The sequence below is a fragment of the Streptomyces sp. Inha503 genome (assembly GCF_047215865.1).
GTDB lineage: Bacteria > Actinomycetota > Actinomycetes > Streptomycetales > Streptomycetaceae > Streptomyces > Streptomyces lycopersici.
Genome location: NZ_CP178360.1, coordinates 9691128 through 9712986, shown reverse-complemented (window position 1 = coordinate 9712986; position 21859 = coordinate 9691128). Strand labels below are relative to the sequence as shown.

Here is a 21859-nt window from a genome sequence, read left to right as displayed (position 1 = left end):
TGGAGAGTCACTGATTCACTTAGAAAGTTCCAAGTTCGTCATTGAGCAGCTTGAGAACTTGGTCCATATCGGCTGATTCCAAGTCGTCACTCCGTGCCTGCGCGCCATCGTCCAGCCGTGAATCCCCCAATGCCAGAATGAGCCCCTTGAGGCGTGCTGAGATCTGAGCCCTCTCGTCCTCTCGATAGGGCAGCCGAGAGAGAGTGACTTCCAGCTTGTCGAATTCAGCCAGCACAGTACGTGCGGACATTTTCGTTTCGCTCTGGCCAACGCCACGAATCTGAGAATCCAGGTAGTGCGCGACCGCAAGCGGTGTCGGATGGTCGAAGACCAGCGTCGCCGGCAGACGCATCCCCGTGGCTGTGCTGAGCTGGTTGCGGAGCTCGACCGCGGTAAGCGAGTCGAAGCCCAGCTCCTTCAATGCTCGGTCAGGGTCTATTCCGGTGTGACCGCTGTGCCCCAGGACGGACGCGGCGTGGGTAAGGACCAGATCCAACAAGAGCTGCTCGCGTTGCTCCGGCGCGGCCAGAGCCATCTGCCCCTTCCACGCCGCCGCACTCTGCTGACCGGCCGCGACCTTGCGATACTGTGCTCGAATCAGTCCCCTCATCAATGCTGGAACCGCGTCGGCGCGCTTCCTGGTCGCCTTCAGGTCCACCTTCGTCGACAACACATGGGGCCGCTCCATTGCCAAGGCAGCGTCAAGTAGGTCGGCCAACCTCTCCTGTGCGATGTGGCCCAACGCGAGGGAGAGTGCGGGCAGGCCGTGGGCGTGGCGGTGCTGGGCCAGGGCGTCGAGGAAGGCGTTGGCCGCCGCGTAACTCCCCTGCCCGCCGGCACCCAGGGCGGAGGCGGCAGAGGAATACAGCACGAACGCCTCCAGACCCATGTCCCGGGTCAGCTCATGCAGATACCAGGCCGCATCCACCTTCGGCGCCAACACCCGCTGAACACGCTCATCGGTCAGCCCTTCGACCACACCGTCATCCACCACGGCCGCGGTGTGCACCACACCCCTGAGCGGCACCTCCACCGGAACACCAGCCAGCAGCTCACGCACGGCTTCCCGGTCGGCCACATCACACGCGGCGACCGTGACCGACGCCCCAGTCCCCTCCAACTCGGCCACCAACTCCGCCATACCCGGCGCATCCGGCCCCCTACGGCTGGCCAGCAACAGATGCTCCACCCCATGCTCAGCCACCAGATGCCGAGCCACCACACCCGCCAGCACACCCGACGCACCCGTCACCAACACCGTCCCACCGGAAACCAGCCGCTCAGAAGCCTCGGAGGCCGCTGCGGGCTTGGCCACGCGGGACAAGCGAGGGACCAGGACCGTGCCACCCCGCACCGCCAGCTGCGGCTCCTCACCAGCGACGAGGACCCGCACCACCGCGTCCGCTGCGGCCGGGCTGATCTCGTTGCCATGCTCGGGGTCGTGGTCCAGCAGGAGGAATCGGCCGGGGTTCTCGGTCTGCACCGACCGCAACAGACCCCACACCGGAGCCTGCACCAGATCGACCACATCCTCCCCCACCTCCGTGGCAACCGCACCACAAGTGACCACCACCAGACGCGAAGCAGCCAACCGCTCCTCACCCAGCCACGACTGCACCTCAGACAGCACAGCGGAAAGCGACTCCCGCACCCGAGTGGCCAGGCCGTCGCCAGTGCTCGTCGGGCAGGACAGGACCACGGTCTCGGGTACCGACTCGCCCTCATCGAGCGCGCTGATCAGCGCGGGCACATCCGCATAGCGGGCGTACGATCCGCCCGCGCGGACCACCGCCTCGCCCACCCCGGCATCCGACCCCACGACCGCCCACGAACCCCCAGCAGCAGCAGCCGAAGCCGACGTGGCCACAGGCTGCCAGTCCAGCTCGAACAGCGAGTCATAACGAGTGGTCTGAGCCGCCTGCAACTGCTCAGCCGAGATCGGCCGCAGAGCCAGAGACTCGATGGACACCACCGGCTGTCCCGCCGCATCCGCCACCTCCAACGACACAGCGTCCGACCCCACCCGGGCCAGTCGCACCCGCACCACCGACGCACCCGAGGCATGCAACCGCACCCCCGACCACGCGAAGGGAACACGCACCGAACCCGACTCTGACTCCACATCCAGCTGCTGCTCGAAGTCCGCGAAGGCCACGGCATGCAGGATCGCGTCCAGCAGTGCGGGATGCATTCCGAACCGCTCCACCTCACCAACCCGCTCCTGCGGAAGACGGACTTGAGCGAACACCTCCTCGCCACGCCGCCAGACCGCCTCCAACCCCCGAAACGCCGGACCATAGCCAAACCCACGCTCAGCGAGCCCGGCATAGAACCCCTCCGGATCGGACATCACCACCTCAGCACCCACCGGAGGCCACTGCTCCATCACCACCCCATCACCAGCAGCAGGCTCCCCAGCCACCAGCAACCCGCTCGCATGAGAGCTCCACACCACGTCATCGGAGCCCGTCGCATCCTCGAAGTGCGAGTAAACCGCAACCGGCCGCAGACCAGCCGCATCCGGCTCCTCGACCACCACCTGAACCTGGGCACCGCCCTGTTCGGGCAGAACCAACGGTGCTTCCAGCGTCAGCTCCTCCACCCGAACGCAACCGACCTGATCGCCCACACGTATGACCAACTCGACCAGCGCGGCTGGTGGCACCAGCGCCGAGCCCAAGACACGGTGGTCGGCGAGCCATGGGTGTGTCTCCAGCGAGATGCGTCCGGTGAAGAGCCGCCCACCTTCGGCGAGGGGGACCGCAGCTCCCAGAAGGGAGTGTTCAAGGGTCTCCAGGCCCAGGCCGGTGGCATCGGCCGCCACGGCCGGAGCATCGAGCCAGTAACGCTCCCGCTGGAACGCATACGTCGGCAACGACACCAACGCCCCACCACCCGACCCATCCACCCCACCCAAAGCGGGTGCCCAGTCAACGGCCACCCCGTGGACATGCAACTGGGCGAGGGAGGTCAGAACCTGCCCGAGTGTGTCCTGGTCCCGGCGCAACGTCCCCGTCACCACCGCCTGACCACCAGCGGCCTCCACCGCCTCCTCCACACCCACCGTCAACACCGGATGCGCACTCACCTCAACAAAGACCCCATAGCCATCGGCGACGAGGACATCCACCGCCTCGGCAAAACGCACCCGCTGCCGCAGATTCCGGAACCAATACCCCCCATCCATCTCCCCGGGCGAAACCCACTGCCCAGTCACCGTCGACAACAACGGCACCCCACGCCCTTGGGGAGCGGCCGGGGCCAGGCCGTCCAGAGCTTGGGCCAGCTCGGTGCGGATCTGGTCGACCTGTGCGGTGTGGGAGGCGTAGTCCACCGGGATCCGCCGCGCCCGCACCCCCTGCTCCTCACACACACCCCGCACCCGCTCCACCGCCTGCCCAGACCCAGCCACCACCACCGAACCAGGACCATTGACCGCAGCCACCTCCACCCCAGCCCAGACACCAGTCCCAATCCGCTCCACAGCCTCCTGCTCGGACACAGCCACCGACAGCATCCCGCCCAGACCCGCCAGGCGCTCACCGATCAACCGCGACCGCAACGCCACCACCTTGCACGCATCCTCCAGCGACAGCAGACCCGCCACATACGCAGCCGCCACCTCACCCTGCGAATGCCCCACCACCGCCGCCGGCTCCACACCAAACGACCGCCACACCCCCGCCAAAGCCACCATCACCGCAAACGACACCGGCTGCACCACATCCACCCGATCCAACGACGGCGCCCCCACCTCCTGCCGCAACACCGCCTGAACGGACCAATCCACCCACCGCGACAACACCCGCTCACACTCAGCAATCCCCTCAGCGAACACCACCGACTCATCCAGCAAACGCGCACCCATCCCCACCCACTGCGCACCCTGACCAGGAAACACAAACACCGGCCGACCCACCCCCGACCGCACACGACCCACCACACCACCACCAACAACCCCACCCCGCGCCACTGCCGCAAGCCCAGCAGCCAACTCCTCCACATCCGAACCCAGAACAACAGCCCGATGCTCAAACACCGCACGCGAACCCACCAAAGCCCGCCCCACACCCACCACATCCACACCACCATCAGCCTGGGTAGCACGCACATACTCCAGCAACCGACCCGCCTGAGCCGCCAACGCCCCCGCACTACGCCCCGACACCACCCACGGCACCACCCCAGGCGCTACGCCCTCACCATCGGGCAGCTCACCAGCCGGGGTGTGCTCCACCAGCGCCTGGACCGCCGGTGCTTCCTCCACGATGACGTGGGCATTGGTCCCCGACACACCGAAGGAAGAGACCCCAGCCCGCCGGACCCGCTCCCCTCGCGGCCAAGCCACAGCCTCAGCCAGCAACTCAACCGCACCCGCATCCCAGTCCACGTGCGAAGACGGCTGATCCACATGCAACGTGCGCGGCAGCACCTCCTGCTCCAAGGCCATGACCATCTTGATCACACCACCCACACCAGCAGCAGCCTGCGTATGCCCGATGTTGGACTTGAGCGACCCCAGCCACAACGGCCGACCGTCCTCCCGGTCCTGCCCATACGTGGCCAGCAGCGCCTGAGCCTCGATCGGGTCACCGAGCTTCGTCCCGGTCCCATGCCCCTCGACAGCGTCCACATCCGCCGCCGACAGCCGGGCGTTGGCCAGTGCCTGCCGGATCACCCGCTCCTGCGAGGGACCATTCGGCGCCGTCAACCCATTCGACGCACCATCCTGATTCACCGCAGAACCACGCACCACCGCCAACACCCGATGCCCACGCGCCCGAGCATCCGACAACCGCTCCAGCAACAGCACACCCACACCCTCACCCCAGCCGGTGCCGTCCGCCGCCTCGCCATACGCCTTGCACCGGCCGTCCACCGACAGGCCACGCTGCCGGGAGAACTCCACAAACGTCCCCGGAGTCGACATCACCGCCACACCACCGGCCAACGCCATCGAACACTCACCACCACGCAACGCCACGCTGGCCTGATGCAACGCCACCAACGACGACGAACACGCCGTATCCACCGTCACCGCAGGACCCTCAAGCCCAAACACATACGCCACCCGCCCCGACGCCACACTCCCCGCACTCCCCGACCCCAAATAACCCTCAAGATCCGCCGGAAGCACCGACAACCGCGACGCATAGTCGTTATACATCACCCCCATAAACACACCCGTATCAGACCCACGCAGCCCAGCCGGATCAATCCCGGCCCGCTCCATCGCCTCCCACGACGCCTCCAACAACAACCGCTGCTGCGGATCCACCGCCAACGCCTCACGCGGCGACATCCCAAAAAACTCCGCATCAAAATCCGCCGCATCATGCAAAAACCCACCCGACCGCACATACGACGTCCCCGCACGCCCCGGATCCGGGTCATACAACCCCTCCAAATCCCAACCACGATCCACCGGGAAACCGGAAATAGCGTCCGTCCCACCCGCCACCAACTCCCACAACCCCTCCGGTGAACCCACACCACCCGGATACCGACACCCCACCCCCACAATCGCAATCGGCTCCGCATCCACACCCACCACAGCCGGCACCACAACAGCGGCATCCGACCGCACACCCGCACCCAGCCGACCGTCCAGATACCTGGCGATGGCCGAAGGCGTCGGATAGTCAAAGATCAGCGTGGTCGGGAGTCGAAGCTCGGTGGCCGCCCCAAGCTGATTGCGCAGTTCGATCGCAGTGAGGGAGTCGAAGCCCAAATCCTTCAGCGCGCGATCGGCGTCGATTCCAGCGGGGTCCGCATGCCCCAGCACCGTCGCCACATGCGAACGAACCAGCTCCAGCAACAACCGCTCACGCTCCTGCGACGCCACACCCGCCAACCTATCCCGCCACCCACCAGACCCATCCCGCCCCACCGCAACCCGACGCACCCCGCCCCGCACCACATTCCGCAACAACGCCGGAACCGACACACCACCACGCCCATGAAACGCCCGCACATCCACACGCACCGGCAACACCACACCACGCCCCACACCCTGAGCGACATCGAAAAGGGCGAGACCCTCCTCGGTGGTGAGTCCGGTGGTGCCGCCGCGAGCCATGCGAGCGAGGTCGGTCTCGCTGAGGTTCTGGGTGATTCCGCTGGCCTGCGCCCACAGCCCCCAACCCAGGGAGAGTGCGGGCAGGCCGTGGGCGTGGCGATGCTGGGCCAGAGCGTCGAGGAAGGCGTTGGCCGCCGCGTAACTCCCCTGCCCACCGGCCCCCAGGGTGGCCGCGGCAGAGGAGTACAGCACGAACGCCTCCAGGCCCATGTCCCGGGTCAACTCATGCAGATACCAAGCCGCATCCACCTTCGGCGCCAACACCCGCCGGACACGCTCATCACTCAGCCCCTCCACGACACCGTCATCAACGACCCCCGCGGTATGCACCACACCCCTGAGCGGCACCTCCGCCGGAACACCAGCCAGCAACTCACGCACCGCATCGCGGTCAGCCACATCACACGCGGCCACGGTGACCGACGCCCCAGCCGCCTCCAGCTCAGCCACCAGCTCCGCCATCCCCGGCGCCTCCGGCCCCCTACGGCTGGCCAGCAGCAAATGCTCCACCCCGCGCTCGACCACCAGATGCCGAGCGAGCAGACCCGCCAGCACACCCGACGCCCCCGTCACCAGCACCGTCCCACTCGAGACCAACGGCGCAGACGCCTCGGGGACCGTCGCGGGCTTGGCTACGCGAGACAAGCGCGGAACCAGGACGGTCTCGCCCCGGACGACCAACTGCGGCTCCTCACCAGCGGTGATGGCCCGCACCACCGCGTCCGCCGCAACGGCGCTGATCTCGTCGCCATGCTCAGGGTCGTGGTCCAGCAGGAGGAACCGGCCGGGATTCTCGGTCTGCACCGACCGCAACAGGCCCCACACCGGAGCCTGCACCAGATCGGCCACATCCTCCCCCACCTCCGTGGCAACCGCACCACAAGTGGCCACCACCAGACGAGACCCGAACAAACGCTCCTCACCCAACCACCGCTGGACCGCAGACAGCGCAACGGAAAGCGACTCCCCGACCCCAGCAGCCACATCGCTATCACCACCGCTCGCCGGGCAGGACAGCACCACCGTCTCCGGCACCGCCTCGCCCTCATCGAGCGCGCTGATCAACGCGGACACGTCCTCGTACTGGGCATACGACCCGTCCGCGCGGACCACCGCCTCACCCAACCCGGCATCCGGCCCCACGACCGCCCACGAACCCCCAGCAGCAGCCGAAGCCGACGTGGCCACGGGCTGCCAGTCCAGCTCGAACAGCGAGTCATAACGAGTGGTCTGAGCCGCCTGCAACTGCTCAGCCGAGATCGGCCGCAAAGCCAGAGACTCGATGGACACCACCGGCTGTCCCGCCGCATCCGCCACCTCCAACGACACAGCATCCGACCCCACCCGGGTCAACCGCACCCGCACCACCGACGCACCCGAGGCATGCAACCGCACCCCCGACCACGCAAACGGAACACGCACGGCTTGGTCGTCCTCGTCCGAAGCGATCAACGCCACCGCATGCAAAACGGCGTCCAGCAGCGCCGGATGCACCCCGAACCGCTCCACCTCACCCACACACTCCTGCGGAAGACGAACCTGGGCGAACACCTCCTCACCACGCCGCCACACCTCCTCCAACCCCCGAAACGCCGGACCGTAACCAAACCCACGCTCAACGAACCCGGCATAAAACCCCTCCGGATCCGACATCACCACCTCAGCACCCACCGGCGGCCACTGCTCCAACACCCCACCACCACCAGCAGACGACGGCTCCTCCGCGGCCAACAACCCACGCGCATGGCAGTTCCACACCGCATCGTCCGCGCTCGCCGCATCCTCAAGATGTGAGTAGACCGCAACCGGCCGCACACCAGCCGCATCCGGCTCCTCGACCATCACCTGAACCTGGACCCCACCCCGCTCAGGCATGACCAACGGCGCCTCCAGCGTCAGCTCCTCCACCCGACCGCAACCGGCCTGATCGCCCGCACGGATCACCAACTCGACCAGCGCAGTTCCCGGGACCAACACCGATTCCAGCACCCGGTGATCAGCCAGCCACGGGTGCGTCTCCAGCGACAGCCGGCCCGTGAGATAGACCGAATTGTGTGCCGCGGATTTCAACATCGCACTGAGCAGCGAATGGTCAACATGCCCCTGCCCGATGCCGGTGGCGTCAACTGCTTGGATCGGAGCATCGAGCCAGTACCGTTGCCGTTGGAAGGCGTAGGTGGGCAGGTCCAAGCGAGGCACCGAGGTATTGGTGACCGTGCCCAGCGCGAGTGACCAGTCGATAGACGCACCAGTGACGAACTGCCGTGCCAGACAGGTCAACAGCGCCTGTACCTCCGGCTGGTCCCGACGCAGGGAGGCGATGACCTCCGGCTCAGTGCCAGGGCCGTCCTCGCTGTCGGCATCGATGTGGTGGGCCAGGCAGTTGTGGGCCATGGCGCTCAGGACCCCGTCGGGTCCCAGTTCCACGAACCGTGTCACCTGACCGTCCCCGGCCAGCCACTCCACACCGGGGCCGAACAACACCGCGTGCCGGACATGATGCACCCAGTACTCCGGCGAACACATCTCCTCCGCCGCTGCGGGCCTACCCGTCACATTGGAGATCACCGTCAGCCGAGGGGCAGCGAAGGACAGTCCTTCCAACACCTGCCGGAAGGAGTCCAGCATCGGCTCCATCAACGCCGAGTGGAACCCATGCCCCACCCGCAAACCCTTCACCTTCCGACCCACACCACGCCAATGCTCAGCCACCCGGGCCACCGCAGCCTCCTCACCGGAGACCACCACCTGATCCGGCCCATTAACCGCCGCAACCTCCACCACACCCACAAGCCCGCCGGACTCGGCCCGCAAGTCCCCCAGAGTCTGCCCCATCTCCTCCACACCAGCCTGGACCGAGACCATCGCCCCACCACCAGGCAGATCCTGCATCAACTGCCCACGAGCGGCGACCAGCGTGCAGGCATCCTCCAACGACCACACCCCCGCCACATACGCCGCCACCACCTCACCAATCGAATGCCCCGCCAAGAAATCCGCCCGCACCCCAAAGGACTCCATCAACCGAAACAGCGCCACCTCCAACGCAAACAACCCCGCCTGCGTAAACACCGTCCGATCCAACAACCCACCACCCTCAAGAGCAGCAGCCTCATCGGCAAAGACCACCCCCTTCAACGGCCGCTCCAGCAACCCATCAAACCCCGCACACACCTCATCGAAAGCTGATGCGAACACCGGAAAGGCCTCATACAACTCCCGCCCCATCCCCGCCCGCTGACTCCCCTGACCGGAAAACAACACCGCCACACGCCCACCCGACCGCACACGGCCCACCACCACACCACCACCAGCGGACTTGCCCTCCACCAGCCCTGCGAGTCCAGCGGTCACCTCCTCCACATCCGAGCCAAGAACGACAGCACGGTGCTCAAACACCGCACGCGAACTCACCAGAGCACGCCCCACGCCTGCCACATCCACGCCGCCACCACCATCAGCCTGGGCAGCACGCACGTACTCCAGCAACCGACCCGCCTGAGCCGCCAACGCCCCCGCACTACGCCCCGACACCACCCACGGCGTCACACCACCACCAGCGGAAACCACCTCCACACTCGAGGCCTCATCCACCGGCGCTTCCTCAAGGAGAACGTGAGCGTTAGTCCCCGAAACCCCAAAAGAGGACACTCCAGCCCGCCGGACCCGCTCCCCTCGCGGCCAGGCGACAGCCTCGGTCAGCAGCTCCACCGCGCCCGCATCCCAATCCACATGCGATGACGGCTGATCCACATGCAACGTGCGCGGCAGCATCTCCCGGTTCAGGGCCATGACCATCTTGATCACACCACCCACACCAGCAGCAGCCTGCGCATGGCCGATGTTCGACTTCAACGACCCCAACCACAACGGCCGACCACCCTCACCACGCTCCCGTCCATACGTGGCCAACAGCGCCTGCGCCTCGATCGGATCACCAAGCGTCGTCCCCGTCCCATGACCCTCGACCGCATCCACATCCGCCGCCGCCAACCGCGCATTGGCCAGTGCCTGCCGAATCACCCGCTCCTGCGACGGACCATTCGGCGCCGTGAGTTGGCTGCTCTTACCGTCCTGGTTGACCGCCGAGCCACGCACCACCGCCAACACCCGATGCCCACGCGCCCGAGCATCCGACAACCGCTCCAACAACAACACACCCACACCCTCACCCCAACCGGTGCCATCCGCCGCCTCGCCATACGCCTTGCACCGGCCGTCCACCGCCAGACCACGCTGCCGGGAGAACTCCACAAACGTCCCCGGCGTCGACATCACCGCCACACCACCGGCCAACGCCATCGAACACTCACCACCACGCAACGCCACACTGGCCTGATGCAACGCCACCAACGACGACGAACACGCCGTATCCACCGTCACCGCAGGACCCTCAAGCCCAAACACATACGCCACCCGCCCCGACGCCACACTCCCCGCACTCCCCGACCCCAAATAACCCTCAAGATCCGCCGGAAACACCGACAACCGCGACGCATAGTCGTTATACATCACCCCCATAAACACACCCGTATCAGACCCACGCAGCCCAGCCGGATCAATCCCGGCCCGCTCCATCGCCTCCCACGACGCCTCCAACAACAACCGCTGCTGCGGATCCACCGCCAACGCCTCACGCGGCGACATCCCAAAAAACTCCGCATCAAAATCCGCCGCATCATGCAAAAACCCACCCGACCGCACATACGACGTCCCCGCACGCCCCGGATCCGGGTCATACAACCCCTCCAAATCCCAACCACGATCCACCGGAAAGTCCGAGACCGCATCCACCCCACCCGCCACCAACTCCCACAACCCCTCGGGCGAGGCCACACCACCCGGATACCGGCAACCTACCCCCACAATCGCAATCGGCTCCCGCGCGCGCTCCTCGACCTCGCGCAGGCGCCCCCGAGCCTCACGCAGGTCAACGGTGGCTCGCTTGAGGTACGTACGTAGCTGCGCCGCGTCCGCCATCGAGGAATTGCCTTCCTAGAAGATGTGGGCCAAGGGTCCAGAGGAGCTATACGTGTTGTGTTACAGGTCGCCGTCGAGGAGTTCGAACAGCTCCTCATCAGTCGCTGCTTCGATGCTCTCGGCGTCGGCGACGTCACCCGTGCCGCGCTTCTTGAACTGAGTCAAAACATCCGTCAATCGACCAGCCGCCATGGAATGCTCCTCGTCGGCGAGAGAAACGTTGCCGAGGGTCGCGTGGAGCTTCTCGATTTCCGCCAGCACGCCGTGTGCGCTGTTCCGTTCCGTTTTCGAGACACTGTCGCCCAGGCGTGAGACCAGATACTTCGCGAGAGCTATGGGAGTCGGGTGATCGAAGACCACGGTAGTAGGCAGCCGAAGACCTGTTGCCGTACCGAGGTGATTACGTAGTTCCACCGCGGTGAGGGAATCCAAGCCCATTTCGAGGAGCCCGCCCTCTGCATCGATGCCGTGTGGGTCGGTTCGTCCCAACACGGTGGCAAGGTGGGTACGGACCAGGTCGAGCAGCAGTTGCTCCCGCTCTTCGGGAACGGCCATGGCGATCCGCTCGCGCCACTCGGTGCCCGAGCCACCACCGTGCCCGGCCGCTGCCTTCCGGGCCGGCCTGCGCACCAACTGACGCAGCACCGGCGGTACCGGCACCGGCCGATCCCCCAACGCCTTCAGGTCCATCCGCACCGGCATCACCGCAGCGCGACCAACCTGCATCGACCGATCCAACAGCGCCAAGGCATCTTCAGTAGCCATCGGAACGATTCCCGAGCGATGTGCACGGGCCGCATCAGCGGCGCTGAGGTTTTGGGTCATCCCGCTGGCCTGTGCCCACAGGCCCCAGGCGAGAGAGAGGGCGGGCAGGCCGTGGGCGTGGCGGTGCTGGGCCAGGGCGTCGAGGAAGGCGTTGGCCGCCGCGTAACTCCCCTGCCCACCGGCACCGAGGGTGGCCGCGACGGAGGAGTACAACACGAACGCCTCCAGACCCATGCCCTGAGTCAGCTCATGCAGATACCAGGCCGCATCCACCTTCGGCGCCAGCACCCGCTGGACACGTTCCTCGGTCAGCCCCTCCACGACGCCGTCGTCGACGACCCCCGCCGTATGCACCACGCCCCTGAGCGGCGCATCCGCCGGAACACCAGCCAGCAGCTCACGTACCGCTTCCCGGTCGGCCACATCACACGCGGCCACGGTGACCGACGCCCCGGCCGCCTCCAGCTCGGCCACCAGCTCCGCCGTCCCCGGGGCGTCCGCACCCCTGCGGCTGGCCAGCAGCAGATGCTCCACCCCGCGCTCAACCACCAGATGCCGAGAGAGCAGCCCCGCCAGCACACCCGACGCCCCCGTCACCAACACCGTCCCACCCGAGACCAACGGCGCAGACGCCTCGGAGGCCGTCACGGGCTTGATCACGCGAGTCAAGCGTGGAACCAGGACGATCTCGCCCCGCACCGCCAGCTGGGACTCCTCACCAGCGACGAGCGCCCGCACCACCGCGTCCGCCGCAACAGGGCTGATCTCGTTGCCGCGGTCGGGGTCGTGGTCCAGCAGGAGGAACCGGCCGGGATTCTCGGTCTGCACCGACCGCAGCAGACCCCACACCGGAGCCTGCGTCAGGCCCGCAACGCCCTCGCCCATCCCAGGTGCGACCGCACCACAGGTGGCCACCACCAGACGAGAAGCAACCAACCGCTCCTCATCCAGCCACCGCTGCGCCGAGGACAGCACAGCGGAGAGCGACTCCCTCACCCCCGCAACCACGTCCTCGCCACCGCTCGTCGGGCAGGACAGCACTACGGTCCCGGGTATGGCCTCGCCCTCATCGAGCGCGGTCATCAACGCGGACACGTCCTCGTACCGGGCACACGACCCGCCCGCACGACCCACGGCCTCGCCCAGCCCGGCATCCGGCCCTACGAGCGCCCACGAACTCCCAGCAGCCGATGTACGGGGAGAATCCAGAGGTTGCCAGTCCAGCTGGAAGAGGGAGTCGTAACGGCTGGTCTGGGCGGCCTGCAACTGCTCAGCCGAGATCGGCCGCAGAGCCAGGGACTCGATGGACACCACCGGCTGGCCCGCAGCGTCCGCCACCTCCAATGCCACCGCATCCGACCCCGCCCGGGTCAACCGCACCCGCACCACCGACGCACCCGAGGCATGCAACCGCACCCCCGACCACGCAAACGGAACACGCACCGAACCCGACCCCAACTCCACATCCGGCTGCTGCTCGAAGCCTGTCAACGCCACCGCATGCAAAACGGCGTCCAGCAACGCCGGATGCACCCCGAACCGCTCCACCTCACCCACACACTCCTGCGGAAGACGAACCTGGGCGAACACCTCCTCACCACGCCGCCACACCGCCTCCAACCCCCGAAACGCCGGTCCATAACCAAACCCACGCTCAACGAACCCGGCATAAAACCCCTCCGGATCCGACATCACCACCTCAGCACCCACCGGCGGCCACTGCTCCAACACCACCCCACCACCAGCAGCAGACTCCCCCGCCACCAGCAACCCGCTCGCATGAGAGCTCCACACCCCGTCGACCACATCTGGACGAGACCGCACCTGTACGCTGCGACGCCCGTCCTCTTCTGCCTCGCCGACCACAACTTGAAGGTGGACGCCGCCCCGCTCCGTAAGGATCAGCGGATCCTGAAGCGTGAATTCGTCCACCGCTTCACAGCCCACATGAGCCGCGGCGCTCAGAGCCAACTCGACCAGTGCCGCTCCCGGCACCAGTACCGTTCCCAGCACTCGGTGATCAGCCAGCCATGGATGCGTCTCCAGCGACAGGCGTCCAGTGAGGAAGGCCCCGTCGCCGGCGGGCGACTCCAGAGCGGCTCCGAGCAGTGGGTGTTCGACGGTTTCCAGGCCGAGGTCGGTCGCGTCGACCGTGTGGTGCGGGGCCTCGAGCCAGTAGCGCTGCCGTTGGAAGGGGTAGGTGGGCAGGTCCAGGTGAGCACCCGGGGCGTTGCACTCGCCGAGCGCGGGGGCCCAGTCGATAGACGCGCCCGTGACGAACTGCCGTGCCAGACAGGTCAGCACGGCGTTCACCTCGAGCTGGTCCCGGCGCAGGGAGGCGATGACCTCCGGCTCATTGCCGGAACCAGGATCGTTGTGGTGGGCGAGGCAGTTGTGGGCCATGGCGCTCAGAACGCCATCGGGTCCCAGTTCCACGAACCGTGTCACCTGACCGTCCTCGGCCAGCCACTCCACACCGGGGCCGAACAGCACCGCCTGCCGGACATGACGCACCCAATACTCCGGCGAACACACCTCCTCCGCCCCAGCCGGTCGACCCGTCACATTCGAGACCAACGTCACCCGCGGCGGAGCAAACGACAGCCCCTCCAACACCTGCCGGAAGGAGTCCAGCATCGGCTCCATCAACGCCGAGTGGAACCCATGCCCCACCCGCAGACCCTTCACCTTCCGACCCACACCACGCCAATGCTCAGCCACCCGGGCCACCGCAGCCTCCTCACCGGAGACCACCACCTGATCCGGCCCATTAACCGCCGCAACCTCCACCACACCGCTGAACCCAGACTCGGCCCGCAAGCCCTCCAGAACCTGCCCCATCTCCTGTGCCGAGGCCTGGACCGAGACCATCGCCCCACCACCAGGCAGATCCTGCATCAACTGCCCACGAGCGGCCACCAGCGTGCAGGCATCCTCCAACGACCACACCCCCGCCACATACGCCGCCACCACCTCACCAATCGAATGCCCCGCCAGGAAATCCGCCCGCACCCCAAAGGACTCCATCAACCGAAACAGCGCCACCTCCAACGCAAACAACCCCGCCTGCGTAAACACCGTCCGATCCAACAACCCACCACCCTCACCACCACAAGCAGCAACCTCGGCAAAGACCACCCCCTTCAACGGCCGCTCCAGCAGCACGTCGAACCGTGCACACACCTCATCGAACGCCGCCGCGAACACAGGAAAGGCCTCATACAACTCCCGCCCCATCCCCGCCCGCTGACTCCCCTGACCGGAAAACAACACCGCCACACGCCCACCCGACCGCACACGCCCCACCACCACACCACCACCGGTGGCCTCGCCCTCCACCAGGCCCTTAAGCCCAGCCTCAAGCTCGTCCACATCCGAACCCAGAACCACAGCACGGTGCTCAAACACCGCACGCGAACTCACCAGAGCACGCCCCACGCCCACCGCATCCACGCCACCACCACCATCAGCCTCGGCAGCACGCGCGTACTCCAGCAACCGACCCGCCTGAGCCCCCAACGCCCCCGCACTACGCCCCGACACCACCCACGGCACCACCCCAGACGGCACACCACCACCAGCGGAAACCACCTCCCCACTCATGGCCTCATCCACCGGCGCTTCCTCAAGGAGAACGTGGGCATTGGTCCCCGAGACGCCAAAGGAAGACACACCAGCCCGCCGCACCCGCTCCCCACGCGGCCAAGCCACACGCTCAGCCAGCAGTTCCACAGCGCCCGTATCCCAGTCCACATGCGAAGACGGCTGATCCACATGCAACGTGCGCGGCAGCATCTCCCGGTTCAGAGCCATGACCATCTTGATCACACCACCCACACCAGCAGCAGCCTGCGTATGACCGATATTCGACTTCAACGACCCCAACCACAACGGCCGGCCACCCGCACCACGCTCCTGCCCATACGTGGCCAACAGCGCCTGAGCCTCAATCGGGTCACCGAGCGTCGTCCCCGTCCCATGCCCCTCGACAGCATCCACATCCGCCGCCGACAACCGCGCATTCGCCAGTGCCTGCCGAATCACCCGCTCCTGCGACGGACCATTCGGCGCCGTCAACCCATTCGACGCACCATCCTGATTCACCGCAGAACCACGCACCACCGCCAACACCCGATGCCCCCGCGCCCGAGCATCCGACAACCGCTCCAACAACAACACACCCACACCCTCACCCCAACCCGTACCATCCGCCGCCTCGCCATACGCCTTGCACCGGCCATCCACCGCCAGACCACGCTGCCGGGAGAACTCCACAAACGTCCCCGGAGTCGACATCACCGCCACACCACCGGCCAACGCCATCGAACACTCACCACCACGCAACGCCACGCTGGCCTGATGCAACGCCACCAACGACGACGAACACGCCGTATCCACCGTCACCGCAGGACCCTCAAGCCCAAACACATACGCCACCCGCCCGGACATCACACTGGCCGTATTGCCTGTCATCACATATCCGTCAGCGCCGCTCGGCACGGTCGAGAAGCGAGCCAGGTAGTCCTGGTTATTGGCTCCGATGAACACGCCGACGGGCGTTCCCGTCAGTTCGGAAGGGTTGATCCCAGCGGTTTCTATGGCCTCCCAAGAGGTCTCCAGCAGCAGCCGCTGCTGCGGATCCATCGCCAGCGCCTCACGCGGAGAAATACCGAAGAACTCCGCATCGAAGCCCGCCGCGTCGTCGAGGAATCCGCCGTTCATCGCGTAGGTCTTGCCGGACCGATCCGGATCCGGGTCGTAGAGGTTCTCAAGGTCCCAGCCACGGTCGGAGGGGAACCCTGAGATCGCGTCCACCCCACCGGCTACCAGATCCCACAACTGCTCGGGCGAACCCACACCACCCGGGTACCGGCACGCTGCCCCCACGATGACGACGGGGTCAGTGCCTGCGTCGTCCTCCGCCTGACCTCCTGGAGTCGTGGCCAGGCGCCGCCTGCCCGCGGTTTCACCCTCGTCTCCTCCGAAGAGTTGCACCCGAAGATGGGCGACAAGAGCAGCAGGGGTGGGATGGTCGAAAACCACTGTGGTGGGCAGGGCCAACCCGGTAACGGCATTGAGCCGGTTACGCAGCTCGACCGCCGTCAGGGAATCGAATCCAAGGTCCTTCAGAGCGCGGTTCGTGGCGATGTCTCCGGCGTCGCCATAGTTCAAAACGGCCGCGATGTGTGTGCGAACCAGCTCGACCAGCAACCGCTCCCGTTCCTCAGCAGAAGCCTCGGTGAGCTGCGTCAGCCAGGCAGACGTATTCTGCCGCGCCGACGGACGAGTCTCTTCCAGCGCCCGCGCCGCCTCCGGCAGATCCATCAGCAGCGGGCGAGTGCGCGCGGCGGTGAATCCCGGGACAAAGCGCTCCCAGTCCACATCGGCCACGGTCACCGATGCCTCATCCGCGTCCCATGCCTGCTGCAACGCCACGACAGCCAGTTCCGGTGGCATCGATCGCAGTCCGCGACGGCGCACCATCTCCTCGGCGGCGTCGACCACAGCCATACCGGCGTCGGCCCATGCACCCCATGCGATCGAGGTCCCGGCCAGTCCGAGAGCCCTGCGGTGTTCGGCCAGAGCATCGAGGTAGGCGTTGGCGGCCGCGTAACTGCCCTGCCCGCCACTCCCCCAGGTAGCGGCGGCCGAGGAGAACAGCACGAAGGCGTCGAGTTCCATCTCCCGAGTCAGCTCATGGAGGCATCGCGCGCCCGTCACCTTCGCATCGAGCACATCGGCGAAGCTCTCCAAGCCGGTCTCGACCACCGGTCGAAGGTCGCCGCCTGATCCGGCGGTGTGCACGATCGCGGACAGCGGGCGTTCGTCGGGAAGAGCGGCCAGCAGAGTACGTACCGCTTCCCGGTCGGCGACATCGCATGCGGCCACGGTCACGGAGGCTCCCGCGGCTTCCAGCTCGGCCACCAACTCGGCTGCTCCTGGAGCCGCGGGTCCACGCCTGCTGACCAAGAGAAGGTGTGCCGCTCCCGCCTCGGCCAGCCAACGAGCGACATGCCCGCCCAACGCGCCGGTGCCACCTGTGATCAGCACCGTGCCGCGCGGCCGCCACGCCCCGCCGAGCGCGGCGCTCGGCTCTCCGGCCCGGGCCCGCACGAGGCGCCGTACGAAGGCTCCCGACGTCCGGATAGCGACCTGGTCCTCTTGGTCCTCACCGGCGGAGGGAGAGAGGGCGGCAAGCCATCGCCGGGCCGCTCGATCATCCAGGACATCGGGGAGGTCGATCAGACCACCCCACCACTGCGGGTGTTCCAGTCCGATGACCCGGCCGAGTCCCCACACCATCGACTGCACTGGCGAGGGCAGCGCATCGGAACGGCCGACCGCGACAGCGCCCCTGGTCATCAGCCAAAGGGGCAGGTCCATAGCGAGGTCGCTCAGCGCGTGGACCAGGGTCAGCGTCGCCGCCGCGCCGGCTGGAGCCGCTTGGAAAACGGGTTCCGGTCCTTCCTCCAAGGCGAGGAAGGACAGCACCCCGGCCACCGCCGAGGTCGTACCGCCCTCGGTGCCTTCCTCGGCGTCATGGCGGTCGACGGCGGCACGAATGTCCTCGGCCAGGGCCGCCCGGTCGGCTCCAGCACCGGCGGAGACCTCGAGGGGCACCACGGACGCCCCGCTCCGGGCCAATACGGTGAGGGCGTCGTGAACCCACGTCGTCATGGCGTCGGATCCAGCAGGCACAACAGCAAGCCATGTCCCCGTGAGCTTCGGGTCGGCACCGCCACTCGCTCCGGACTCAACGATCGGCTTCCATACGACCCGATAGCGCCAGTCGTTGACCGTGGAGCGCCGGTTCTCCCTACGATGCCAATCCGCCAGCACGGGCAGAGCCTCATGGAACCCGGGCTCACGTTCGTCACCTGCCAGTCCCAGAAGGGCGGACACCGCCTCGGCGTCCTGCTCATCCACGGCAGACCAGAAGCGCGACTCTTTGGCCGACGCCGTCGCGGTCGGGCCTTCGACGACCTTCGCCTGGGCCTCGGGCCAGTAGCGTTGACGTTGGAAGGCGTACGTGGGCAGATCCGGGCGGGCCTGCGGGGCGTCGCTGTCGCGGTCGCCGAGTACGGGGGTCCAGTCGATGGGGGTGCCGGTGGTGAACTGCCGTGCCAGGCAGGCGAGTACGGCATTGACCTCAGGTTGATCCCGGCGCAGGGAGGCGATGACCTCCGGCTCAGCACCAGAGCCGTCCTCGCTGTCGGCATCGGTGTGGTGGGCGAGGCAGTTGTGGGCCATGGCGCTCAGGACGCCATCGGGTCCCAGTTCCACGAACCGTGTCACCTGACCGTCCCCGGCCAGCCACTCCACACCGGGGCCGAACAACACCGCGTGCCGGACATGATGCACCCAGTACTCCGGCGAACACATCTCCTCCGCCGCTGCGGGCCTACCCGTCACATTGGAGATCACCGTCAGCCGAGGGGCAGCGAAGGACAGTCCTTCCAACACCTGCCGGAAGGAGTCCAGCATCGGCTCCATCAACGCCGAGTGGAACCCATGCCCCACCCGCAAACCCTTCACCTTCCGACCCACACCACGCCAATGCTCAGCCACCCGGGCCACCGCAGCCTCCTCACCGGAGACCACCACCTGATCCGGCCCATTAACCGCCGCAACCTCCACCACACCCACAAGCCCGCCGGACTCGGCCCGCAAGTCCCCCAGAACCTGCCCCATCTCCTGTGCCGAAGCCTGTACCGAGACCATCGACCCACCACCAGGCAGATCCTGCATCAACTGCCCACGAGCGGCCACCAGCGTGCAGGCATCCTCCAACGACCACACCCCCGCCACATACGCCGCCACCACCTCACCAATCGAATGCCCCACCAAGAAATCCACCCGCACCCCAAAAGACCCCATCAACCGAAACAGCGCCACCTCCAACGCAAACAACCCCGCCTGCGTAAACACCGTCCGATCCAACAACCCACCACCCTCAAGAGCAGCAGCCTCATCGGCAAAGACCACCTCCCTCAACGGCCGCTCCAGCAACCCATCAAACCCCGCACACACCTCATCGAAAGCCGCCGCGAACACCGGAAAGGCCTCATACAACTCCCGCCCCATCCCCGCCCGCTGACTCCCCTGACCGGAAAACAACACCGCCACACGACCACCCGACCGCACACGCCCCACCACCACACCACCACCGGCACCACCGACGGACTTGCCCTCCACCAGCCCCGCGAGCCCAGCGGTCAGCTCCTCCACATCCGAGCCCAGAACCACAGCACGGTGCTCAAACACCGCACGCGAACTCACCAGAGCACACCCCACACCTGCCACATCCACGCCACCACCAACAGCCTCGGCAGCACGCACGTACTCCAGCAACCGACCCGCCTGAGCCCCCAACGCCCCCGCACTACGCCCCGACACCACCCACGGCACCACCCCAGATGGCACACCACCACCAGCGGAAACCACCTCCACACTCGAGGCCTCATCCACCGGCGCTTCCTCGAGGACGACGTGGGCGTTGGTCCCAGACACGCCGAAGGAGGACACACCGGCCCGCCGCACCCGCACCCCACGCGGCCAAGCCACAGCCTCAGTCAGCAGCTCAACCGCACCCGCACCCCAATCCACATGCGAAGACGGCTGATCCACATGCAACGTGCGCGGCAACATCTCCCGGTTCAAGGCCATGACCATCTTGATCACACCACCCACACCAGCAGCAGCCTGCGTGTGACCGATGTTCGACTTCAACGCTCCCAGCCACAACGGCCGACCGTCTTCCCGACCCTGCCCGTAGGTGGCCAGCAGCGCGTGTGCCTCGATGGGATCGCCAAGTTTCGTGCCGGTGCCGTGGCCCTCGACGGCGTCCACGTCCGCCGCCGACAGCCGGGCGTTGGCCAGTGCCTGCCGGATCACCCGCTCCTGCGACGGACCATTCGGCGCCGTCAGCCCATTGGACGCACCATCCTGATTCACCGCCGAGCCACGCACCACCGCCAACACCCGATGCCCCCGAGCCCGAGCATCCGACAACCGCTCCAACAACAACACACCGACACCCTCACCCCAACCGGTGCCATCCGCCGCCTCGGCAAACGCCTTGCAGCGGCCGTCGGCCGCCAGACCACGCTGCCGGGAGAACTCCACGAATGCGATGGGTGTGGACATCACTGTCGCCCCACCAGCCAGAGCCATCGAGCACTCACCACTGCGTAGCGCCACACTCGCCTGATGCAACGCCACCAGCGACGACGAACACGCCGTATCCACCGTCACCGCAGGACCCTCAAGGCCGAACACATAGGCAAGACGGCCGGACATGGCACTGGCCGTGTTACCCGTCAGAAGGTACCCATCACCATCTTCGGCGTCGTGCTGGAACCGCGAAAGATAATCCTGACCATTGGCTCCGATGAATACCCCGACTGGTGATTCGCTCAGCTCGGAAGGGTCGATCCCGGCAGCCTCTATAGCCTCCCAGGACGTCTCCAGCAGCAGCCGCTGCTGCGGATCCATCGCCAGCGCCTCACGCGGAGAAATACCGAAGAACTCGGCATCGAAATCCGCCGCATCATGCAGGAACCCGCCGCTCACGGCATAGGTCTTCCCAGGCCGACCCGGATCCGGATCGTACAGATCCGCCAGTCCCCACCCACGGTCGGCGGGGAAGCCGGAGAGCGCGTCTGTGCCGTTGGCCAGCAGAGTCCAGAGCTCATCCGGTGACGCGGCATTCCCCGGATACCGGCAGGCCATGCCGACGATGGCAATCGGTTCGTGTGCACGGTCTTCCAACTCACGCAGACGCCCACGGGCATCGCGAAGGTCGGCCGTAGCACGCCGCAGATAATCGAGAGTCTTCTCGTCAACCGACATGGTTCTATCCCGCCTTCCTTTAGCCCGGAGATCCTTAACGTTCCAGCTCGCCGTCGAGAATGCTGAATAGCTCATCAGCCGACGCAGTTCCGAGGTCTTCGGTATCCGTCCCGGAATTCCTGCCCCACTTAGTGAGGAGTCCGCGTAGGCGCGTGGAAACGACGGCCGACTCGGCATCGGCCC

The 21859-nt window shown here is 66.7% G+C and carries 1 protein-coding gene and 1 pseudogene; both read right to left on the bottom strand.

Annotated features, from left to right (window positions below; genetic code table 11):
• Positions 1 to 19: 19 nt before the first annotated feature.
• Positions 20 to 11017: pseudogene (locus tag ACJX2R_RS40865) on the bottom strand (type I polyketide synthase); the annotation flags it as partial.
• Positions 11018 to 11119: 102 nt separating this feature from the next.
• Positions 11120 to 21853 carry a type I polyketide synthase gene (locus ACJX2R_RS40860; protein WP_413104178.1) on the bottom strand — a complete coding sequence of 3578 codons (10734 nt, stop codon included), beginning with the start codon at positions 21851 to 21853 and terminating at the stop codon, positions 11120 to 11122.
• Between the last annotated feature and the right edge of the window lie 6 nt (positions 21854 to 21859).